Source organism: Isoptericola sp. NPDC060185 (genome assembly GCF_042728595.1).
Lineage (GTDB): Bacteria > Actinomycetota > Actinomycetes > Actinomycetales > Cellulomonadaceae > Isoptericola.
Map to the genome: position 1 here is coordinate 21,920 of NZ_JBHWYY010000030.1, position 21,072 is coordinate 42,991.

Annotated in this window: 18 protein-coding genes; 8 read left to right on the top strand and 10 right to left on the bottom strand. The window is 74.5% G+C overall.

Annotated features, from left to right (window positions below; all coding sequences use genetic code 11):
• Positions 1-44: 44 nt before the first annotated feature.
• The 3 genes from ACFWDO_RS11740 to ACFWDO_RS11750 are packed head-to-tail and all read left to right on the top strand — an operon-like array spanning position 45 to position 3,117.
• Positions 45-1,616, top strand: coding sequence for a glycoside hydrolase family 1 protein (locus ACFWDO_RS11740; RefSeq protein ID WP_380325072.1), 1,572 nt, complete (start codon positions 45-47; stop codon positions 1,614-1,616).
• A 15-nt stretch (positions 1,617-1,631) separates the two neighbouring features.
• The gene (locus tag ACFWDO_RS11745) at positions 1,632-2,636 is read left to right on the top strand and encodes a LacI family DNA-binding transcriptional regulator (protein ID WP_380325094.1); all 1,005 of its coding nucleotides are present in this window, start codon (positions 1,632-1,634) and stop codon (positions 2,634-2,636) included.
• Between the two features lie 19 nt (positions 2,637-2,655).
• Positions 2,656-3,117 carry a YdeI/OmpD-associated family protein gene (locus ACFWDO_RS11750; protein ID WP_380325075.1) on the top strand — a complete coding sequence of 154 codons (462 nt, stop codon included), beginning with the start codon at positions 2,656-2,658 and terminating at the stop codon, positions 3,115-3,117.
• 2 nt (positions 3,118-3,119) lie between these two features.
• Here ACFWDO_RS11750 and ACFWDO_RS11755 read toward each other — a convergent pair whose 3' ends face one another.
• The 5 genes from ACFWDO_RS11755 to ACFWDO_RS11775 form a co-directional block, all read right to left on the bottom strand.
• The gene (locus ACFWDO_RS11755; protein WP_380325078.1) at positions 3,120-3,863 is read right to left on the bottom strand and encodes a class I SAM-dependent methyltransferase; all 744 of its coding nucleotides are present in this window, start codon (positions 3,861-3,863) and stop codon (positions 3,120-3,122) included.
• A gap of 7 nt (positions 3,864-3,870) precedes the next feature.
• On the bottom strand, positions 3,871-5,490 hold the full coding sequence (locus tag ACFWDO_RS11760) for an APC family permease (protein ID WP_380325081.1): 1,620 nt from the start codon (positions 5,488-5,490) through the stop codon (positions 3,871-3,873).
• A gap of 90 nt (positions 5,491-5,580) precedes the next feature.
• Positions 5,581-6,642 (bottom strand): 1-acyl-sn-glycerol-3-phosphate acyltransferase, encoded by a 1,062-nt coding sequence (locus ACFWDO_RS11765; RefSeq protein WP_380325084.1) that lies wholly within the window; start codon positions 6,640-6,642, stop codon positions 5,581-5,583.
• Positions 6,639-7,511, bottom strand: coding sequence for a patatin-like phospholipase family protein (locus ACFWDO_RS11770; protein WP_380325087.1), 873 nt, complete (start codon positions 7,509-7,511; stop codon positions 6,639-6,641). Before ACFWDO_RS11770 ends, ACFWDO_RS11765 begins: the two co-directional genes overlap by 4 nt.
• Before the next feature lie 187 nt (positions 7,512-7,698).
• Entirely contained in the window at positions 7,699-11,232 is a 3,534-nt protein-coding gene (locus ACFWDO_RS11775; RefSeq protein ID WP_380322914.1) for a proline dehydrogenase family protein, read from the bottom strand.
• A gap of 53 nt (positions 11,233-11,285) precedes the next feature.
• On the opposite strand from ACFWDO_RS11775, the gene ACFWDO_RS11780 reads away from it, so the two are divergent.
• Positions 11,286-12,131: a helix-turn-helix domain-containing protein gene (locus ACFWDO_RS11780; protein ID WP_380322911.1), complete on the top strand. Its 846-nt coding sequence runs from the start codon at positions 11,286-11,288 to the stop codon at positions 12,129-12,131.
• Between the two features lie 3 nt (positions 12,132-12,134).
• Here the strand turns inward: ACFWDO_RS11780 and ACFWDO_RS11785 are convergent, their stop codons facing one another.
• The gene (locus ACFWDO_RS11785; RefSeq protein WP_380322908.1) at positions 12,135-13,424 is read right to left on the bottom strand and encodes an Nramp family divalent metal transporter; all 1,290 of its coding nucleotides are present in this window, start codon (positions 13,422-13,424) and stop codon (positions 12,135-12,137) included.
• 217 nt (positions 13,425-13,641) lie between these two features.
• On the opposite strand from ACFWDO_RS11785, the gene ACFWDO_RS11790 reads away from it, so the two are divergent.
• From ACFWDO_RS11790 to ACFWDO_RS11800, 3 genes are all read left to right on the top strand, one after another.
• Positions 13,642-14,235, top strand: coding sequence for a biotin transporter BioY (locus tag ACFWDO_RS11790; RefSeq protein ID WP_380322905.1), 594 nt, complete (start codon positions 13,642-13,644; stop codon positions 14,233-14,235).
• A gap of 260 nt (positions 14,236-14,495) precedes the next feature.
• Positions 14,496-15,833, top strand: a complete 1,338-nt coding sequence (locus ACFWDO_RS11795; protein WP_380322902.1) for a Glu/Leu/Phe/Val dehydrogenase — start codon at positions 14,496-14,498, stop codon at positions 15,831-15,833.
• Positions 15,834-15,850: 17 nt separating this feature from the next.
• The gene (locus tag ACFWDO_RS11800) at positions 15,851-16,669 is read left to right on the top strand and encodes a putative protein N(5)-glutamine methyltransferase (protein WP_380322899.1); all 819 of its coding nucleotides are present in this window, start codon (positions 15,851-15,853) and stop codon (positions 16,667-16,669) included.
• A gap of 33 nt (positions 16,670-16,702) precedes the next feature.
• Here the strand turns inward: ACFWDO_RS11800 and hemQ are convergent, their stop codons facing one another.
• From hemQ to ACFWDO_RS11820, 4 genes are all read right to left on the bottom strand, one after another.
• Complete coding sequence (hemQ, locus tag ACFWDO_RS11805; RefSeq protein ID WP_380322896.1) at positions 16,703-17,488, bottom strand: hydrogen peroxide-dependent heme synthase; 786 nt, start codon at positions 17,486-17,488, stop codon at positions 16,703-16,705.
• The gene (locus ACFWDO_RS11810; protein WP_380322893.1) at positions 17,485-18,630 is read right to left on the bottom strand and encodes a ferrochelatase; all 1,146 of its coding nucleotides are present in this window, start codon (positions 18,628-18,630) and stop codon (positions 17,485-17,487) included. Before ACFWDO_RS11810 ends, hemQ begins: the two co-directional genes overlap by 4 nt.
• Before the next feature lie 94 nt (positions 18,631-18,724).
• Positions 18,725-19,213 carry a MarR family winged helix-turn-helix transcriptional regulator gene (locus ACFWDO_RS11815; protein WP_380322890.1) on the bottom strand — a complete coding sequence of 163 codons (489 nt, stop codon included), beginning with the start codon at positions 19,211-19,213 and terminating at the stop codon, positions 18,725-18,727.
• A gap of 58 nt (positions 19,214-19,271) precedes the next feature.
• Positions 19,272-20,033 carry an isoprenyl transferase gene (locus ACFWDO_RS11820; RefSeq protein WP_380322887.1) on the bottom strand — a complete coding sequence of 254 codons (762 nt, stop codon included), beginning with the start codon at positions 20,031-20,033 and terminating at the stop codon, positions 19,272-19,274.
• 268 nt (positions 20,034-20,301) lie between these two features.
• Between ACFWDO_RS11820 and ACFWDO_RS11825 the strand changes: the two genes are divergently transcribed.
• Entirely contained in the window at positions 20,302-21,063 is a 762-nt protein-coding gene (locus ACFWDO_RS11825) for a hemolysin III family protein (RefSeq protein WP_380322884.1), read from the top strand.
• The last annotated feature ends 9 nt before the right edge of the window (positions 21,064-21,072 follow it).

Consider the following 21,072-nt stretch of genomic DNA (forward strand, 5'->3'; position numbering starts at 1 on the left):
CGTGCGGCTGCGTGGGCCCACCACCGATGGAAAGATCCGAATCCATGACCCTCCCCACCCCTGGCGCGCGCCTGGCGGCCCCCGGCACCGCCGTGCCGTTCACCCCCACCGCACCGCTGTCGACCTCCCCGCACGCCACCGGGGCGGTCACGTTCCCGGACGGCTTCCTCTGGGGCACCGCCACCGCCGCGTTCCAGATCGAGGGCGCGTCGACGGAGGGCGGCCGCGAGGACTCCGTCTGGGACGCCTTCTGCCGCATCCCCGGCGCCGTGAAGAACGGCGACGACGGATCCGTCGCCGACGACCACTACCACCGCTACCGCGAGGACGTCGCGCTCATGCGGCGCCTCAACCTCGACACGTACCGGTTCTCGACGTCGTGGGCGCGGGTCGTGCCGGACGGCAAGACCGTCAACCGCGAGGGCCTGGACTTCTACTCGCGCCTCGTCGACGAGCTGCTCGGCGCCGACCTGCTCCCCTGGCTGACCCTGTACCACTGGGACCTGCCGCAGGCCCTCGAGGAGCTCGGCGGCTGGCCGAACCGCGACACCGCGTCCCGCTTCGTCGACTACGCCGTGACCATGCACGAGGCCCTCGGCGACCGGGTGAAGGTCTGGACCACGCTCAACGAGCCGTGGTGCTCCGCCTTCCTCGGCTACACGTCCGGCGCGCACGCGCCCGGCAAGAAGTCCCCGGAGCTCGGCCTCGCCGCGGCCCACCACCTCATGCTCGCCCACGGCGGCGCCACCCAGGCGCTGCGCGAGCGGGACCCGGAGGCCGTGCTCGGGCTCACGCTCAACTTCACCGTCTCCGACCCCGTCGACCCGTCGGACCCGGCGGACGTGGACGCCGCCCGCCGCGACGACGGCATGTTCAACCGCTTCTTCCTCGACCCGATCCTGCGCGGCGCCTACCCGCAGGACCTGCTCGACGACGTCGCGCACCTCGGGTTCGCCGACGTCGTGCGCGCGGGCGACCTCGACGTGATCTCCACCCCGATCGACGTGCTCGGCGTCAACTACTACAACGGCGGCGCCGTCTCGGCCACGCCCCAGGTGCCCGCGGGCGAGACCCCGGAGGGCACCGCCGGCCCCGACGGCGCGCGCGAGACCACCGAGGGCGCCCCCGTGTGGGAGACCCGGTCGCCGAACCCCGTCCCGGACGGCATCCACCACCACAGCCGCGGCCTGCCCGTCACCGACATGGGCTGGGAGGTGCAGCCCGAGGGCCTCACGCGCCTGCTCACACGCCTGCAGCAGGACTACACCGGGCCGCGCGGCACGTCGATGTTCGTCACGGAGAACGGCGCCGCGTACCCCGACGTCGTGCAGGCCGACGGCAGCGTGGACGACCCCGAGCGCCTCGCGTTCATCGACGCGCACCTGCGCGCCGTCCGCGACGCGATCGACGCCGGCGCCGATGTGCGCGGCTACTTCGCCTGGTCGCTGATGGACAACTTCGAGTGGGCGCTCGGCTACTCCAAGCGCTTCGGGCTGGTCCACGTGGACTACGAGACGCAGCAGCGCACGGTGAAGTCGTCGGGCCGCTGGTACGCCGAGGTCGCCCGCACCGGCGTCGTGCCCGCACCCGCCGTGACCGGCACGGACGCGGAGTAGTCTCCGCACGTGGTCATCGAGCATCCCAGCCCCACGCTGGACGACGTCGCCCGGACCGCGGGCGTCTCGCGGTCCACGGCGTCGCGCGCCATCAACGGCGGGGACCGGGTGTCGCCGGAGGCCCAGTCCGCCGTCGACGACGCGGTCGCCCGGCTCGGGTACGCCCCGAACCGGGCGGCCCGCTCGCTGGTCACCCGCCGCACCGACTCCATCGCGCTGGTCGTGCCCGAGCCCGACGCCCGCATCCTCACCGACCCGTTCCTCGCGGGCGTGCTGCGCGGCGTCAGCGAGGGGCTGACGGGCACGGAGCTGCAGCTGGTGCTGCTGCTCGCCCGCCCCGGCGAGCCGCCGGGCCACATCGCGCGCTACCTGCGATCCGGGCACGTGGACGGCGTGATCGTGGCGTCGCACCACAAGGAGGACCAGCTCGAGCCGGAGCTCGCGCGATCGCGGCTGCCCGCCGTCTTCGTGGGCCGCCCCTTCGACACGGACTCGTTGCACTTCGTCGACGTCGACAACGCCTCCGGCGGGCGCACGGCCACGCAGCGGCTCGTGGACCGCGGCTGCCGGCACATCGCCACCATCACCGGCCCGCTCGACATGACCGCGGCCGTCGACCGGCACGACGCCTGGCGGCACACGCTCGAGGACGCCGGTCTGCCGGCGGACGCCGTCGAGAACGGCGACTTCACCGTCTCGGGCGGCGCCGCCGCGATGCAGCGCCTCCTGGCCGCGCACCCGGACGTCGACGGCGTCTTCGCCGCCTCGGACCTCATGGCCACCGGCGCGCTGCAGGTGCTGCGCGAGTCCGGCCGGTCCGTGCCCGACGACGTCGCCCTGGTCGGGTTCGACGCCCTCGGCGCCGAGCGGACCACGCCGCGGCTCACCACGGTGCTGCAGCCCGTCGTCGAGATGGTCACGGCCGCGACGTCGACGCTGCTCGACATGCTCGGCGGGGAGGGCGCTCCCCCGCAGCCGCAGATCTTCGTCCCCCGGCTGATCGAGGGCGAGTCGGCATAGCGGTCGCTACGGTGGCGGCATGAGCGAGGCGGCCACCGTCCAGACGTTCACCACGACCCTGCTCGCCACGGGCGGCAACAACGTGGGCCTGCCCGTGCCCGACGACGTCGTCGCCGCCTTCGACCGGGGCCGGCGCGTACCCGTCGTCGTGACGGTCGACGACGACTACACCTACCGCACCACCGTCTCGGTGATGGACGGCCGCTTCCTCGTCTCGTTCAACGCCGAGACCCGCCGCGCCACGGGCCGCGGCGCCGGCGACGAGGTGGCCGTGCGGCTCGAGGTCGACGACGCACCCCGCACCGTGGACGTGCCGCCCGCCCTGGCCGCGGCCCTCGCCGACCGGCCCGGCGCGGCCGCCGCCTGGGCGGCGCTGTCCCCGAGCAAGCAGAAGGCCCATGCGCTCAGCGTCGAGGGCGCCAGGACCGACGAGACCCGCGACCGCCGCGTCGCCAAGGTCCTGGACGCCCTGACCGCCTGACCTCAGCCCTGCGGCGCCACCGGGTCCGGGGGCGCGGTGGCCACCCGGGTCACCAGGGTCGAGGTCAGGGTGTGGGCGGCGCCCCCGCGCTCCTCGCGGACGGATGCCGTCGACGCGTCGCTGGACTCCACCGTGAACCCCCGGAACGCCCGGTCCAGGAGGTCCTGCGCCTCGGCCGCGGTGAGCGCGGTCTCGACGCGGGCGGGCCGGCTGGTCCCGTCGGCGTCGACCTCGACGCGGTCCGCGACGATCCCGACGGCGACCACGCCGCCCGGGCGCATCGCGCCGCGGACCCGCGCCAGGGCGCGGCCCACGGCCGCCCGGCCCGGCAGGTGCTCGAGCGCGGAGAACGCCAGGACGAGGTCGGCCGGCGCCTCGAGCTCGTAGGCGTCCAGGTCGGCCGCCCGCAGGTGCAGCCCGCCGCGGAGCTCCGGGGGCACGGCCGCCGCGAGCCGCTCCAGGGCCGAGGGGAGCAGGTCGACGGCGTAGACCTCCGACCCGGGCGGGAGCGCGCGGAGCATCGGCACGGTGTGCCGCCCGATCCCCGCGCCGAGGTCGTACGCCACGACCGGCCCCCGGCCCTGCACGCGCCCGAGGGCGTCGCGCAGGAGCCGGTGCGGCCTGGCCAGCCAGGACCCCGGCTGCCCGAGCGCCGTCGAGGCGTAGAGCTCCTCGTGGTAGCGCACGGTCTCCCGGCGCGCGGCGTCGAACGCGCCGGGCTCGGGAGGCGGGGCGGGCGGCGTCACGTCGACCTCAGTCGCGGCGGGGCGTGTCGTCGTCGACGCCGACGGCCGTCTGCAGGGCCTCCCGGTAGTCGGCGGCGAGCTGGGACGGGTTCTTGCCGAGCTGCGAGCTGCGGTAGCTGTAGCCGAAGTAGATCGCGAACCCGAGGACGAGCCACACGAGGAACCGCAGCCACGTCTCGACGTCGAGCTGGAACATCAGCCACAGGCACAGCACGCCCGAGACGATCGGGAGCACGGGCGACCACGGCACGCGGAAGTGGTCGGCGTGGGCCTCCCCGCCGCCGGCCTTGAGCTGGCGCCGGCGCAGGATCGGGATGCCGAAGCTCACCAGCACGAACGCCGACAGGGTGCCGATGTTCACCATGTTGCCGAGCACGTCGACCGAGAAGAAGCAGGTGACGATCACCAGCAGGACGGCGGTGCCGACCTGGATCATGACCGGGGTGCCGCGCTTCTCGGACGTCTTCGACATGCCGCGGGGCAGCAGGCCGTCGCGGCTCATCGCGAAGACGATGCGGGTGAGGCCGAGCATCAGCACCATGACCACGGTGGTGAGGCCCACGAGGATGCCGACCGTGATGACCTGGGTGGCCCACGCCGGGGCGTTCGGCTGCAGCTGGAACGCGGTGATGATGGTCGCGGACGCGCCGCCGTCGGGCGTGGCGTCGCGCAGCTGCTGCGGGGTGGCCATGCCGGACAGCGCGAGCGAGACCGCGATGTACAGCACGGTGCAGATGACCAGGCCGCCGAGGATGCCGCGCGGCACGTTGCGCCGCGGGTTCTTGGTCTCCTCGGCCGCGGTGGCGACGACGTCGAACCCGATGAACGCGAAGAACACGGTGCCCGCGCCGGCGAGGATGCCCATCACGCCGCCGACGGAGAGCTCGGCCCCGGCCAGCCAGGAGAAGAGCGTCTGCGTCATCGCGGTGCCGTGCGTGGTGGACTCGCCGAACGACTCCGGGGTCGGCACGAACGGGCTGAGGTTGGAGGCGCTGAAGAACGCGAACCCGACCACGATGATGAGCAGCACGATGGCGACCTTGACGGCCGTGAGGATGCCGGTGACACGCGTCGAGAGCTTGGTGCCGACGGCCAGCAGCGTCGCGAGCACGGCGATGAGGATCGCGGTGCCCCAGTCGAAGGACACGCCCCCGAGGTGGATCGTGTTGTGGATCCCGGACGCGACGCCGTGCTCGTCCACCCCGCCGAGGCCGAAGACCTGGAGGAAGTTGTCGAAGTACAGGCCCCACGCCTTCGCGACGACCGACGCGGCGAAGAACATCTCGAGGATGAGGTCCCAGCCGATGATCCAGGCGAGCAGCTCGCCCATCGAGGCGTAGGAGAACGTGTAGGCCGAGCCCGCCACCGGCATGTACGACGCGAACTCCGCGTAGCACAGCGCGGCCAGCGCGCACACGACGCCGGCGATGACGAACGAGACGACGACGGACGGGCCGGTCTGCGTGGCCGACACCTGCGCGGCCTTCGAGAAGATTCCGGCGCCGATCACCACCGAGATGCCGAGGACCACGAGGTCCCAGGCTCCGAGGGTGCGCTTCAGCTGGCGCTGGGGCTCGTCGGACGCTGCGATCGTCGCTTCGATCGAGCGCCTCCGCATGAGCTGCATCGTTGGGGGCTCCTTACTGGTCCGTACCAGCCACCGGGTCTCGGCGGCTGGGAGACCCTACCCGACGCTACGCCCAGGTGAAGGGGGTGTTCAGCCCGAGTGATCCCGGCGCAGGTCCGACACCGGCCGGTCGACGTCGCGCGCGGTGATCCAGGCGTCCACGCGCTCCCACTGCTCGAACAGCCACAGCTCGCGCCCCTCGGCGTCGGCCGGCAGGTCGGCGACCGGGGTGAGCTGCCCGCCGAGGACGATCTCCTTGTCCATGGGCAGCTCGCGCCAGATGTCGCGGACGGTGACGAGCCGCTCGAGGCCGCTGTGCGCGACGACGAGCACCACGGCGTCCTCACGCACGGTGTCGAGGGCGGACAGGAACCCGCCGGCGTGCGGCACCATGACGTGCGGCATCCGCTCCGCCCGGTCGGCGAGGGCGTCCTTGCCGCGGGCGCGCAGCGACGCGATCCGCTGCTCGCGCCGCTTCGGCGTCACGTTGCCGCCCTCGGGGAACAGCACGAGCGCGCCGTCGGGCCCCAGGTGCGCGGAGATCCGCGCGATCGTCTCGGCCGCGCCGGGCTGCCCCGCCCGGCGCCGCGACAGCGGCGTGACGAACGCGGCGGGCAGGCGGCCCAGGAGGACGTCGATCGCCGGGTCCCACTGCAGCGTGTCCTTGAGGACGATGGCGGGCGTGCGGCGGCCGCGCCCCAGGAGGGTGTCGACCAGGATGAACGAGTCCCCCGGGCCGGCGTGCCGGCTCAGCACGAGCACCGGGACGTCGGGGACGCTCGCCCCGGTCGGCGCCTCGACGACGATCCGCAGCCGCAGCGTCCAGCGCACCTGCCAGAACAGCACCGCCAGCGCCCAGCGGGCGACGGCCACGTGGGCCCGCTGCATCCAGGGCCGACGCATCGCGAGCCCGAACCCGGAGGCGATCCAGAGACCGAGCAGCACCACCAGTGCGGCGGCGTCCCACAGCACGTAGAACGACAGCATCCACAGCAGGCGCACCACCCGCAGCCGCCCCGGCAGCACCCACGTCAGCGCGGCGCCGACCACCAGCGCGAGCATGATCGACGTCGGCACCAGCAGCACCGCCAGCAGCACGACCAGCGGCGCGAGCACCAGCCGCCGGACCACCTTCGGCGGGGGCGCGATCACGGCTCCCCCGCGTCATCTGGGTCGGCAGCGTCGGCCACGCCGGACAGGCCGGAGACACCGGCGAGGTAGTCCCTCGCGGCGGCGTAGGACTGTGCGACGCGGCGGTGCGTGGCGTCGAGCTTGCGGAACGCGCCCAGCTTGTCGTCGCCGGGGAGCGCCCCGCCGGTGGGCAGCACGTGCACGGTCGCGACGGCGCGCGCCTCCTCCAGCTCGCGGAAGTACCGGTGCCGGCGGGCGATCTCGAAGCTCACGCGCGCGACGTCCGACGGCTTGGTCGGGGCGGTCAGCGGCTCCTCGACGCGGCCGACCTGCAGCACGTAGACGGTCGTCGCCCCGCGCCGCACCGCCTCGCCGAGGGGGATCGAGTTCACCATGCCGCCGTCGACGAAGTGCTCGCCGTCGATCTCCGTGGGCGGCAGCGCGCCGGGCACCGACGCCGACGCGAGCACCGCCTCCACCAGCGGCCCGGAGTCGAACCACCGCTCCGACGCCCGCTCGATGCTCGCCGCGACGACGACGAGCGGCACCCGCAGGTCCTCGAACGTCGTGCGGTCACCCAGGGTGCTCGCGATGAGGCGGCGCAGCGCCGCCGGGTCGTACAGGTGCGTGCGGGACTTCGCGAGGCGGCCGAGCTGCCGGTACCAGGCCTCGCCGTAGACGTCGTTCGCCGTCGGCGACGCCCACGCCGCGCCGAGGAGGTCGACGACGGCGAGGCTCGGCTCCGCGGCCACGGCCGCGCCGTTGATCGCGCCGATCGACGTGCCGACCACCAGGTCGGGGGTCACCCCCGCCTCGAACAGCGCCTGCAGCATCCCCACCTGGACGGCGCCGCGCACGCCTCCGCCGCCGAGCACGAACGCCACCGTCATGGGCGCGATCGTGCCACGGGGACGACGACGGGGCGCGCCGACATCGGGGCGCGGGGTCCGCGGGGGGCGGGGACGTTCTTGTCGCCAGGCGCGCCATCCGCCTCGCTCGTGCCTCGCTCGGCTCCCGCCAGGCCCGACCAGCCTGGCGACAAGAACGTCCCCGCCCCCCGCTCAGGGGTTGGCCCGGTCAGGCGTGCACGTGGCCGTACCGGTGACGGGTGCGGCTGACGGCCTGTTCGCGCACGACGGCGAGCAGCTCGCGGCGGCCGCTGGCGACCACCGGGGCGTCGAGGACCGTCACGGTGCCGAGACGCTTCGCGGCCGCCTCGCGCAGGCCCGGAGCACGGCCGACGACGCGGACGCGGCCGGTGACGCGGCCCGCCGCGACCGCGGCGGCGAAGTCCTCGTGGGACATCGGCGCCTCGTGCGGCACGCCCCACCCGCTGTCGCTGTCGGGGACGACGACGGCCGGCACGCCCGCGCGCTGCGCCGCCGCGAGCACGCGGCGCACCTCGATGGGGAGGGCGCCGTCGCCGACGCGGACGGTGAGCCGCTCGATCGGGCGGTAGCGGAAGGTGTTCTCCTCCACGCGCAGCCCGGATCGGTCGTGCCCGACGCCGATCTCGGCGGCCCAGGCGGCGTCGTCCGACGCCCGCGCGGCGGCGAGCCAGCCCTCGGGGTCGGCGGTGCGCGACGGCACGTCCGCCGCGTCCGCCCAGGAGCCGAGCTCGGCCACGTAGTTCGGGCCGCCCGCCTTGGCGCCCGGGCCGACCGCCGACGCCTTCCAGCCGCCGAACGACTGGCGCTGCACGATGGCGCCGGTGATGTGGCGGTTGACGTAGACGTTGCCGGCCTCGACGCAGTCGAGCCAGGTGGCGATCTCGTCGTCGTCGAGGGAGTGGATGCCGGCGGTGAGGCCGAAGTCCACCTGGTTCTGCAGGCGGATCGCCTCGTCCAGGTCCTGGGCGGTCATGATGCCCAGCACGGGTCCGAACACCTCGGTGAGGTGGAAGAACGACCCCGGAGCGACGCCGTCGCGCAGGCCCGGCGACCAGAGGCGGTCCGCCTCGAGCCCGGCGGCCGCGGCCGCGTCGTCGAGGCGGCGGGGGCGCACCAGCCAGGACTCGCCCGGCTCGAGCGTCGTGAGGGCGCGCAGCAGCTTGCCCTGCGCGGGCTCGGTGAGCGGCCCCATGACGGTGGACAGCTCGGTGGCCGAGCCGACCGCGAGCGACTGCACGGCGTCGACGAGCTGGCGGCGGAACCGCTTGCCGGTCTCGGCCGTCGGATCGCCGACGGAGCCGACGAGGATGACGAGCGACGCGGCCGAGCACTTCTGGCCCGCGTGCCCGAAGGCGCTCTTGACGAGGTCCGCGACGGCGAGGTCGAGGTCGGCCGACGGCGTGACGACCAGCGCGTTCTTGCCGGAGGTCTCCGCGAGCACCGGGCGCTCCGGGTTCCACGACGCGAACATCTCGGCGGTCTCGATGGAGCCGGTGAGGATGACGCGCGCCACGTCGGGGTGCGTCACGAGGTGCTGGCCGAGGTCGCCGTCGGGCACGCGCAGGAACTGCACGACGTCCTGGGCGAGCTGCGGGTCGAGCCCGATCTCCGGGGCGGCCTCGTCGAACGCGGCGTGGACGGCCTCGATCACCAGCTCGTAGCACCGGGGCGTGGTGGGGGCGGGCTTGGCGAGCGCCGCCGAGCCGGCCGCGAGCGCCGCCAGCACCCCGCCCGCGGGGATGGCGACGGGGAAGTTCCACGGCGGGGTCACGAGGGTGATGCCGTCGGGCGTGAACGTGGCGCCGGGCACCTGCTCGAGCGCCTCGGCGGACGCGGCGTAGTAGTTCGCGAAGTCGATGGCCTCGCTGACCTCGGGGTCCGCCTCGGCCACGGTCTTGCCGGGCTCGTGCACCATCGCGGTGACGAGGTCGGTGCGGCGCGCCTCGAGCTGGCGGGCGGCGGCGCGCAGCACGCGCGCCCGGTCGGCGGGGGTGACGCCGCTCCAGGCGCGCTGTGCGACCACGGCGCGCGCGACGGCCTCGTCGATCGCCTCGGCCGTGGCGACCTCGGGCGCCTGCACGGGCACGTAGCCCGAGTCCGGGCCGACGATGCTGCCGGCCCACGCGCGGTGCGCGGCGACGGCGGGGTCGGTGTCGACGGCGTTGCGGAACGGCTCCGACGTCGGGCACCCGGTCGCGGTGAGCGCGGAGGCACCGCCGGCGAACCGGTCGCGACGACGGGGCGCGACGTCCACGGCCTCGTAGTGCACGCCGTGCGTCACGGACGCGCGGAAGGCGAGCTCCTGGCGCTCCATCGGGGTGGACGCGACGCCGGCGGACCCGGCGGCCGGCGCGAAGGCGGCGTGCAGGAAGTTCTGCTCGGCGGCGTTCTCCTCGAGGCGGCGCACCAGGTAGGAGATCGCGACGTCGAAGTCCTCGTCGCGCACGACCGGGGTGTAGAGGACGACGTGCCCGCCGTCCTTGGCCACCTCGTCGCGCACGAGGCGCGCCTCGATGGGCGCCATGCCCTGGAGCATCTCGATGTCGAGGCCCTCGGTGACGCCGCGGCCGCGGGCCAGCAGCACGGCGAGCGCGACGTGGAAGAGGTTGTGCGACGCGACGCCGAGGCGGACGGCGGCGGTGCGGTCGGCGCGCAGGTGGTGGTCGAGGATGCGCACGTAGTTGGCGTCCACGTCCGGCTTGGTCGGGTAGGGGGCCTGCGCCCAGTCGTGCAGCTCGGCCTCGACCTGCTCCATCGCGAGGTTGGCGCCCTTGACGAGGCGCACCTTGATGCGGGCGCCGCCGGCGGCCACGCGCCGCTGCGCGAACTCGGTGAGCCCGTCGAGCGCGCCCATCGCGTCGGGCAGGTAGGCCTGGAGCACGATGCCGGCCTCGAGGTCCTTGAACTCCTCGCGGTCGAGCACCTGGGTGAAGACCGCGGTGGTCAGCGCGAGGTCCTTGTACTCCTCCATGTCGAGGTTGAGGAAGACGCCGTGGTCGCGCGCGGCGCGGTACAGGGGCAGCAGGTGCTCGACGACGCGCTCGCGCGAGCCGTCCAGGTCCCAGGTGACGAGCTGGGCCGCGACGGACGACACCTTGACGGAGACGTAGTCGACGTCGGGCCGGCGCACCAGGTCGATGGTGCGCTGCAGGCGGGCGGCGGCCTCGTCGTCGCCGAGCACGGCCTCGCCCAGGAGGTTGACGTTGAGGGTGTAGCCCTCGGCCCGGGTGCGGGCGAGGTGGGCGGTGAGGCCCTTGCCGGCGTCGGCGACGAGGTGGCCGACGAGCTGGCGCAGCCGGACGCGCGCGGCGGGCACGACGACGGACGGCAGCACGGGGGCGACGGCGGCGCCGACCTTGAACAGGGTGCGGTCGACGGGTCCGAGGAAGGTGGCGGAGCCGGCGTCCCGGCCGAGGCGAGCGAGCGCGGTGGCGGCGACGCCGATGTCCTGCGGGCGCGCGACGTCGTCGACGAACCCGACGGCGAGCTCGAGCCCCGCCGGGTCGGAGACGAGGGAGCCCAGCCGCTCGGCGGTGGCGCGGGTCTTGCGGTCCCCACGGGTGGTGGAGCCGGGGGTGCCGGACGAGCCGGACGCGACGGCGATCCAGTGGTGGGCGAGGGCGACGGCGTCCTCGACCAGGGCTTCGGCGCCGACGTCGGTGGGGGCGCTGTGCACGGCGGGAGGGGTGGCGCCGCCGCGCGCCGGAACGGAGGTACTCATGCCCCCAGGGTGCGCCCTGCGGGCGGGGCCCGTCTTGTACGATCGGGCACGCGATGGGGGCAGATTCCGACAACACGAACCGCCCGGCGGGCGACGCCCCCGGCGACCCCTCCGCGGCACGGTCCTCGACACGGTCGGGCACCCCGGCGGACGTGCCCGGCACCGCCGCCCTCATGGCCGCCCTGTCCCCCGTGATGGTGGACCTGATGGACGAGCTGTCGGACGTGATGTTCTGCGCCAAGGACGCCGACGGGCGCTACCTCGCCGTCAACCAGGTCTTCGTGCGCCGCACCAACGAGCGCTCGCGCCGGCAGGTGCTGGGCCGCCGGGCCGTCGACCTGTTCGTGCCCGAGCTGGCCGAGCGCTACGAGGCCCAGGACGCGGAGGTGCTGCGCACCGGCCGGCCCCTGCGCAACGAGCTCGAGCTGATCCGTCGCGTGGGCGGCACCCCGGGCTGGTTCCTCACCGCGAAGCTGCCCGTGCGGGACGCCGCCGGCCGCGTCGTCGGGCTGGTCTCCGTGTCCCAGGACCTGCGCTCGGGCGACGCCGACGACGCGACCATGGACGCGATGGCGCGCCTGGTCGGCGCCGTCGAGCGACACCTCGACACCTCCCCCGGCGAGCCGCTGTCGGTGGCCGACCTGGCGGCCATGGCGGGCAGCACCCCGGCCGTGCTGGACCGGCGGGTGCGCAAGGTCTTCGGGCTCTCGCCCCGCCAGCTCGTGCTGCGCACGCGGGTGGACCGCGCCGCCCACCTGCTCACCTCGACGACGACGCCGCTGGCCGAGGTGGCCGCCGCGTCCGGCTTCTACGACCAGCCGTCGTTCACGCGCACGTTCGCGCGCCTCACGGGCGAGACGCCGTCGTCGTTCCGGCGCCGCGCCCGCGCGGCGGGCTGAGGCTCACCCGCCGAGGACCGGCGCGAGCGCCTCGACGAGCTGCTGCACGCCGAGCACCACGAACATCAGCGTCACCAGCCCGAGGACCACGTTGGTGAGCGGCTTGTTGCGCCACCGCTCCGGCACCCGCGAGGAGTTCATGAGGATGAGCAGCGTGATCGCGAGGAACGGCATGAACAGCGAGCCCAGCGCCCCGTACGCCACGACGAGCGCGATGGGCTTGTCGAGCAGGAGCAGCAGCATCGGCGGGAACGTGAGCCACAGGATGTACGCCTTGTAGTAGCTGCCGCCGGCCTTGCGCCGCGGGTCGTCCTCCGGCAGGCCGCGCACCGTGGCGACGAAGTCGGCGAACATCAGGGACACGCCGTTCCACACGCCCAGCACGGACGAGAACGACGACGCCCAGAACCCGACGAGGAACAGGGGCGCCATGAAGGAGCCGTACCGCTCGGCGAGCACGTCGGCCAGGTCCACCAGGCCGCCCTCGCCGTCGGCGATCGTGATGCCGGAGGAGTACAGCAGTTCGGCGCCCACGATGAGCATCGAGATGACGAAGACGCCGGAGATCACGTAGGCCATCGCGTTGTCGATCCGCATGACCTTCATCCAGCGCGGCGAGTGCCAGCCCTTCTCCTTGAGCCAGTACCCGTACGCCGCCAGGGTGATGGTGCCGCCGACGCCGCCGGCGAGGCTGAGCGTGTAGAGGATCGAGCCGGAGGGGATGCGCGGCACGAGGCCGCCGACGATCTCGCCGAGGTTCGGCAGGGTGAGCACCGCGGAGCCCACGATCGTCACGAACATGACGCCCACGAGCACGGCGATGACGTACTCGAACACCTTGTACTTCCCGAGCCACACGATGGCCGCGCCGATCAGGCCCATCCCGATCGCGAACCAGATGAGGTCGACCTGCGGGAACAGCGCCACGAGCGGCAGCGCGGAGCTCGACATCGCGGCCGCGCCGTAGCTGAAGCCCCACACGACGACGTAGACGCCGAAGTAGATGCTCGCCCACGTCCCGAGCGACTTCCACCCGTCGAAGATCGTGCGGTTCGTGGCGAGCGACCAGCGGCCGGCGCCCTCGACGAGCACGATCTTGATGACGACGCCGAGCACCGCCGCCCACAGCAGGGTGTAGCCGAACTTGCTGCCCGCGACCAGCGTGGCCACGAGGTCGCCGGCGCCGATGCCGGTGGCGGCGACCACGAGGCCGGGCCCCACCAGGCGCCAGCGCGGCCGTTCTTCCGTGAGCTCGTTCTCGAGGGCGGGCGATGCGACGTCCTTGTCAGCCATGGTGCCGCAGGCTACCGACCGGAACGGATGGGGCAACGCCGACATGCCGGGCGCCACCCATGGCCGGCATGGCCGGTGTGCACGATTCCCACAACGCAGGGGGCCCGGCACGCCCCCGACCCCCCTGCGTGTGTGCGACCTGCACAAACGAGCACCCCCCAGTGTTGGCACACCCCGGTCATGACCCGGGCCCGGGGCACGCCCTAGCGTCGTCGGCATGACCGCAGCCGTACTCCCCCTCGCCCCCGCCCGCCCGCGCCGCGTCCTCGCGGACCTGCTGCCCGGGGCCCTCGCCCGCGACGTGGTGCTCGTCGTCGCCGTGGCCGCCCTCACCGCCCTGGCCGCCCAGGTCGTGATCCCCGTGCCCGGCCTGCCCGTGCCGCTCACCGGCCAGACCTTCGCCGTCCTGCTGGGCGCCGCCGCCCTCGGACCCCTCCGCGGCGCCGCCGCCCAGGGCGTCTACCTCGCCGCGGGCGTCGCGGGCCTGCCCGTCTTCGCGGGCGCCACGTCGGGCTGGGAGTCGGTCGCCGGCGCGACCGGCGGCTACCTGGTCGGGTTCGTGCTCGCCGGCCTCGTCGTCGGGTCCCTCGCCCGCCGCGGCGCCGACCGCCGCGTGCTGACCACCGCCGGCGCGTACGCGCTCGGCACCCTCACCGTCTACGCCGTCGGCGTGCCGTGGCTCGCCGTCAGCACAGGGATGCCCGTGGGCGCCGCGCTGCTCACCGGCGCCGTCGTCTTCCTGCCGGGCGACGCGCTCAAGGCGGCGCTCGCCGCGGCCCTCCTGCCCGCCGCGTGGCGCCTCGCGCGCTGACCTCCCGCCGTCGTCGAGCCCGCCCGGGACCTGCGCCCCGGGCGGGCTGGACGGCGCCCCGGTCGCGGTCGCGTCAACCGGGAGCCCGCCGAGACCATGGCCGGGTCAACGCTCGGGAACGGCTCCGCAACCCCGCGAGTTTCGCCCGCGGAGGCCCCCGCGGAAGGGGCTACGGTGGGCGCCGAGGCCCACCATCCCGGGCCGCGCCACCCCTGCCGGCCCCCGACCCGGGGCCACCGGCACCGTGTCCTGGAGGACCCGTGACGACGACGACGTCGATGACCTCGACACCCCTGCACACCACCCCCACGGCCGCCCCGGCGGCCCCCACGACCGGCACCGAGGCCGCCCCCCGCGGGGGCTCGCCGCTGGTCACCGCGCACAGCCAGCTCGCCAGCGCCGTGGCCGTCCTCGGTTACGACGAGGGCCAGCACCAGATGCTCGCCACCCCGCGCCGCGAGATCCACGTGGCCGTGCCGCTGCGGCGCGACGACGGCGAGACCGTCCTGTTCCACGGCTTCCGCGTGCAGCACAACATCACCCGCGGCCCCGGCAAGGGCGGCCTGCGCTACGCGCCCGGCGTCGACATCGACGAGGTCCGCGCGCTCGCCATGTGGATGACGTGGAAGTGCGCCATCGTCGACCTGCCGTACGGCGGCGCCAAGGGCGGCGTCGCCATCGACCCGCGGGCCTACTCGACGGCCGAGCTGGAGCGGGTCACCCGCCGGTACACGTCCGAGATCATGCCGATGATCGGCCCGGACACCGACATCATGGCGCCCGACATGGGCACCGACGAGCACACCATGGCCTGGGTCATGGACACCTACTCCGTGAACCGCGGGTACACGATCCCCGCCGTCGTCACCGGCAAGCCCCTGGACCTGGGCGGCTCCCGCGGGCGCGGCACCGCCACCAGCGCCGGCATCGTGCACGTCACCGCTGCCGCGCTCGGCGAGGCGGGCGTGCCCCTGAGCGACGTGACCGTCGCCGTGCAGGGCTTCGGCAAGGTCGGCTCGCACGCCGCCGCGATCTTCGCCTCGCGCGGGGCGACCGTCGTCGCCGTCAGCGACCAGTACGGCGGCATCCGCAACGACGCGGGGCTCGCGATGGACCGCCTGTTCTCGCACGTCGCCGCCACCGGCTCCGTGGTCGGGTTCGACGGCGGCGACCCGCTGTCCAACGACGAGCTGCTCGCGCTCGACGTCGACGTGCTCGTGCCCGCCGCGGTGGAGGGCGTGCTCGACGGCGAGACCGCCGCGACCGTCCGCGCCCGCTGGGTCGTGGAGGGCGCGAACGGCCCCACCACCACGGACGGCGACCGTGCCCTGGCGGCGAAGGGCGTCACGGTGGTGCCGGACGTGCTCGCCAACGCCGGCGGCGTCGTCGTCTCCTACTTCGAGTGGGTGCAGGCCAACCAGACGTACTGGTGGTCGGAGCAGGAGATCGCCGACAAGCTCGAGCACCGCATGACGTCCGCCTTCGGCGACGTGTCCGCGCTCGCGAGGCGCGAGGGGCTGTCGCTGCGCGACGCCGCGCTCGTCATCGGCGTGCAGCGCACCGCCGAGGCCCACCGGATCCGAGGGCTGTACCCCTGAGCACCGACCGCACCGACGTGCCGCCCGCCGCCCGCGACCTGGACGCCCTGGTCGTGCGGCTGCGGGCGGCCGGCTGCGTGTTCGCCGAGGACGAGGCGGCGCTCCTGGTGGAGGCCACGGCCGACGACGAGGCGGGGCTCGAGGAGCTGGTCGCGCGGCGCGTGGCCGGCGAGCCGCTGGAGCACGTGCTCGGGTGGGTGCGGTTTGCGGGCCGTCGCTGGTCCGTGGGTCCCGGCGTGTTCGTGCCCCGCCGGCGGACGGAGCTGATGGTCGCCGCCGCGCTCGCGCTCCCCGCGCCGTCGACGGTGCTCGACCTGTGCTGCGGGTGCGGCGCCGTGGGCGGCGCGGTGCTGCTCGGCCTGCGGACCGCGGGGGCCGGGCCGGTGCTGCACGCGAGCGACGTCGAGCCCGCCGCCGTCGGGCACGCCCGGCGCAACCTGGAGCCCCTCGGCGCGGCGGTGCACGAGGGCGACCTGCTCGCCGCCGTGCCCACGATCCTGCGCGGGCGGGTCGACCTGCTGCTGTGCAACGCGCCCTACGTGCCGACCCGCGCGATCGCGACCATGCCGCCCGAGGCCCGCGACCACGAGCCCGCCGTCGCGCTCGACGGCGGGGACGACGGCCTCGACGTCCTGCGCCGCGTCGTGGCCGCCGCCCCGGGGTGGCTCGCGCCGGGCGGGTCGTTGCTGTTCGAGGTCGGCACGGACCAGGTCGACGGCGCGACGGCCCTGGTCGCCGCGCACGGTCTGCGCCCCGCCGTCACCACCGACGAGGACCCGGACGCCGACGACGCCACCGGCGGCACCGTCGTCGTCGCCACCCTGAGCGCGAGGTAGTCCGATCTGCGCCGAGGCGGGACCACCTCGCGCTCAGGCGCGGGGCTGCTTGTCCGCCCAGTCGGCGAGGGTGACGCGGGGGCCGGTGAAGAACGGCACCTCCTCGCGCACGTGGCGGCGGGCCTCGGTGGCGCGCAGGTCGCGCATGAGGTCGACGATGCGGTGCAGCTCGTCGGCCTCGAAGGCCAGCAGCCACTCGTAGTCGCTCAGGGCGAACGTGCTCATCGTGTTGGCGCGCACGTCCTTGTAGCCGGCCGCGGCCATGCCGTGGTCGCGCAGCATCGTGCGGCGGTCGGCGTCGGGCAGCAGGTACCAGTCGTAGGAGCGCACGAACGGGTACACGGTGAGGTAGTCGCGGGGACGCTCGCCGGCGAGGAACGCGGGCACGTGGCCCTTGTTGAACTCCGCCGCGCGGTGCAGCGCCACGACCGACCACTCCGGCGCGAGCGCCGACCCGAGCCGGGATGCGCGCAACCGCTGGTAGGCGCCCTGCACGGACTCCACCGAGGGGCCGTGCACCCACACCATGAGGTCGGCGTCGGCGCGCAGGCCGGCGACGTCGTACACGCCGCGCACGACGACGTCGCCCTCGGCGCGGGCCGGGTCGCGGGCGTCGTCGGGCTGGCCGTCCCACAGGGCGGCCTCGGCCTCGGCGGCGATCTCCGCGCGCTCGGCGTCGCCGGCCGGCAGTGGCTCGGCGGTGGAGAAGACCGCGATCATCGCGTACCGGATCGACTCGTTGATCGCGGCGGCGTCGACGGCCTCGCCGGTGTCGCCATGCACGTGGGCGGTCTCGGGTGTGCTGCTGGGCTGGGTCATCGGTGCATGTCCTCGCTGCAGAGTGCCGGGATGCCGCTGGGCTCCTCGTGGCGCCGCAGGCAGCAGTCGTCCGGCGTGACGGACGGGAACGCGGGCAGGGAGCCCACGGTCGCCTGCTCGACGTCCTCGCCGCGGGCCAGGGCCGCGCGCTCGAGGATCAGGTCGACCAGGCCGGACACGAACACGCCCCGCGTGCCGACCGTGCCGGCGCGCACCGCGGTCAGGCCGAGCTCGGCGGCGGTGGCCATGGCCTCGGTGTCGAGGTCGTACGCCACCTCCATGTGGTCGGAGACGAAGCCGATCGGCGACAGGACGACGTCCGTGAGGCCCTCGCCGGCGCGCTCGGTGAGCAGGTCGTTGACGTCGGGCTCCAGCCAGGGCTGCGACGGCGGGCCGGAGCGGGAGCAGTACGCCAGCTCCCACTCGACGGCGTGGCCGCGCACCTCGGAGACGACGGCCGCGACCACCGCCGCGACGTCGCGGTGCTGGGCGGAGTACGTGGCGTGTCCCACCCCGGACGCCGCCTCCATCGTGTCGGGGATGGAGTGCGTGACGAAGACGAGCTTCGCGGCGGCGGGGTCGCCGCCCTTGGCCTCGAGCGCCTCGTAGGCCTCGAGCACGGCCTCGGCGTTGCCCGCGACGAAGCCGGGGTGGTTGAAGTAGGAGCGGATCTTGTCGAACTGGACACCCGTGGAGCCGTCGGGGCCGAGCTGGCCGCGCTTCTCGAGCGTCACGGCGAGGTCCTCGCGGTACTGGCGGCAGCCGGAGTACGACGAGTACGCGGACGTCACGAGGGCGACGGCGCGCTTCGCCCCGATCCGCTCCAGCTCGTCGATCGCGTCGGTGGTGTACGGCTCCCAGTTGCGGTTGCCCCACACGACCGGGAGGTCGATCCCGCGCTCCGCGAGCTCGGCCTCGAGCGCCGCCTTCAGCGCGAGGTTCTGCTCGTTGATGGGGCTCTTGCCCCCGAAGCCGTAGTAGTGCTCGCCGACCTCCTCGAGCCGGGAGTCGGGGATCCCCTTGCCGGCGGTCACGTTGCGGAGGAACGGGACCACGTCCTCCGGCTTGTTGGGACCGCCGAAGGAGTACAGGAGCAGGGCGTCGTAAGGGCCGGCATCGGCCGACTGGGGGGTCAGCGACATGACTGCCATCCTCGCACCGAGGCGTGGCCCGACCCACCGCGCGGCCCCCCGGGGCGACGTGACGTTGAAGGCACGCCTTGTCATCTCCGCCGGGTCAGGACGCGGACGCGCGGTCCGGGATCCCTCCCTGGGCCGCGCGCAGCCGGTCCAGCAGGCCACGCAGCTGCTCGAGCTCGGCCGGGTCGAGCGCCTGCCCCACGTACTCCGCGATGGTGCGCACGTGCGCCAGACCCGTCTCGCGCTGGCGCCGGGTACCGTCGGCGGTGAGCCGGACCAGCGTGCCGCGGGCGTCGTCGCGAGGCACCGAGCGCTCGACCAGGCCGCGCGCCTCGAGTCGCTCGACCATCCGGGACAGGGACGACTGGGCGATGAGCATCCCCTCGTTGAGGTCGCGCAGCCGCAGCTCGCCGCCCGGCGCGCGCGACAGCGTGAACAGCACGTCGTACTCGCGCATCGACAGGTCGCGCCAGATGTCGTCCGCCTGGAACCGCCGCATCAGGGTGACCTGTGCGCGGAACAGGGACTCCCACGCCTCGGCGGCGAGGCGGACGTCGGGCGCGGGGCGGGTCTCGGGCGGGGTCACCGTGGCAGTGTGCCGCAGGCCTCCGACGGGCGCCCGGCGACGTCCCCGTCCGGCCGGCTCAGCGGCCGAGGCGCCGCTCCCGGCGCGAGAAGTCCCGCAGGGCGCGCAGGAAGTCGACGCGGCGGAAGTCGGGCCAGTACGCCTCGCAGAAGTACAGCTCGGAGTGCGCGCTCTGCCACATGAGGAAGCCGCCCACGCGCAGCTCGCCCGACGTGCGGATCACGAGCTCCGGGTCCGGCTGGCCCTTGGTGTAGAGGTGGGCGGCGATGTCGTCGACGTCGATCCGCTCCGCGAGCTCGGCGAGCGTCGCCCCGTGCGCCGCCTCCTGCGTGAGGTAGGACCGGACGGCGTCGGCGATCTCGTGCCGGCCGCCGTACCCGATCGCGACGTTCACCTGCAGCCCCTGGACGTCCGCGGTGCCGTCCGCGGCGGCCCGCACCGCGTCGGCGAGCTCCGTCGGCAGCAGGTCGAGCCGGCCCATGACGCGCAGCCGCCAGCGCCGCGACTCCGCGAGGTCCTGGACGGCGTCGCGGATGATGTCGAGCAGGTCGGTGAGCTCGCCGGCGGGGCGGGCCAGGTTGTCGGTGGACAGCATCCAGAGCGTGACGACCTCGACGCCCAGCTCCTCGGCCCAGCCCAGGAACTCCGTGATCTTGTCCGCGCCGCGCCGGTGCCCCGTCGCCGCCGTCTCGCCGAACGACCGCGCCCACCGGCGGTTCCCGTCGAGGATGACGCCCACGTGCCGGGGCGTCTGCGCCGTCGGCAGCGAGGCGGCCAGGCGCCGCTCGTACAGGCCGTAGAGCAGGTGGGGCATGCGCACGCGAGACCTCGGGGGATCGGGCCGCGCCGCGCCGGCGCACGAGACGCGCGGGCATCCGGCGGGCGGGCGGGACGAGCGGGACGGACGAAGAGCGGGACAACGGTACCGCTCCGCCGGACCCGCAGGTCGCGCGCCCGCGCGGCGGTCGGCGACGGCCCGCAACCCCCACCCACGATCTTCACAGCGCGCGGTCGACCCGCCCCGCCCGCGTCGCCTACGCTGGCGTAACCTACGGATGCGTAGGTTAGTCGTGGACGAGGAGAACACCGTGGCAGCTGCCGCCCAGCCGAACGGCCACCGCGCCGACCGCGTGCCCGACCCCGCCGACGTGGCCCGCGGCGCGAAGGGCGCCGTCGGCGACGCCGTCCAGACGGTCACGGAGGCCGCCGCGACGGGAGCGGCGAAGCTCAAGCCCTTCCTGCGCGGCTGGATCCACGCGGTGACCACCCCGCTGGCCCTGGCGGCCTCGATCGTGCTGGTCGTGCTGGCCGACACCACCGCCGACAAGGTCGCCTGCGCCGTCTTCGGCGTCACCGCGGTGATGTTGTTCGGCACCAGCGCCGTCTACCACCGCGGCACGTGGTCCCCGCGCACCGCGGCCGTGCTGCGTCGGCTCGACCACGCGAACATCTTCCTCATCATCGCGGGCACGTACACGCCCCTGGCCGTGATGCTGCTCCCGCGCAGCACCGCGACCGTGCTGCTCGCCGTCGTCTGGGGCGGCGCGATCCTCGGCCTGGTGGCGCGGGTGTTGTGGATGAGCGCCCCCCGCTGGGTCTACGTGCCCGTGTACGTGGCGCTCGGCTGCGTCGCCGTGGGGTACATCCCGCAGTTCGCGGCGGCGGGCGGCGCCGCCGTCGCGTGGCTCGTCGCCTCCGGCGGCGTCGCCTACATCGTCGGCGCCGTCGTCTACGGCACCAAGTTCCCCGACCCGTCGCCGCGCTGGTTCGGCTTCCACGAGATCTTCCACGCGCTCACCGTCGTCGGCTTCACGTGCCACACCGTCGCCATCTACCTGGCGGCGCTCTGACCCCGCCGG

What these genes read in the sequence shown, in the direction of transcription:
- ACFWDO_RS11740 (WP_380325072.1), top strand. Translation starts at nt 45, where the DNA reads ATGACCCTCCCCACCCCTGGCGCGCGCCTGGCGGCCCCCGGCACCGCC.
- ACFWDO_RS11750 (WP_380325075.1), top strand. Translation starts at nt 2,656, where the DNA reads ATGAGCGAGGCGGCCACCGTCCAGACGTTCACCACGACCCTGCTCGCC.
- ACFWDO_RS11760 (WP_380325081.1), bottom strand. Translation starts at nt 5,490, where the DNA reads ATGCAGCTCATGCGGAGGCGCTCGATCGAAGCGACGATCGCAGCGTCC.
- ACFWDO_RS11770 (WP_380325087.1), bottom strand. Translation starts at nt 7,511, where the DNA reads ATGACGGTGGCGTTCGTGCTCGGCGGCGGAGGCGTGCGCGGCGCCGTC.
- ACFWDO_RS11775 (WP_380322914.1), bottom strand. Translation starts at nt 11,232, where the DNA reads ATGAGTACCTCCGTTCCGGCGCGCGGCGGCGCCACCCCTCCCGCCGTG.
- ACFWDO_RS11780 (WP_380322911.1), top strand. Translation starts at nt 11,286, where the DNA reads ATGGGGGCAGATTCCGACAACACGAACCGCCCGGCGGGCGACGCCCCC.
- ACFWDO_RS11785 (WP_380322908.1), bottom strand. Translation starts at nt 13,424, where the DNA reads ATGGCTGACAAGGACGTCGCATCGCCCGCCCTCGAGAACGAGCTCACG.
- ACFWDO_RS11790 (WP_380322905.1), top strand. Translation starts at nt 13,642, where the DNA reads ATGACCGCAGCCGTACTCCCCCTCGCCCCCGCCCGCCCGCGCCGCGTC.
- hemQ (WP_380322896.1), bottom strand. Translation starts at nt 17,488, where the DNA reads ATGACCCAGCCCAGCAGCACACCCGAGACCGCCCACGTGCATGGCGAC.
- ACFWDO_RS11810 (WP_380322893.1), bottom strand. Translation starts at nt 18,630, where the DNA reads ATGTCGCTGACCCCCCAGTCGGCCGATGCCGGCCCTTACGACGCCCTG.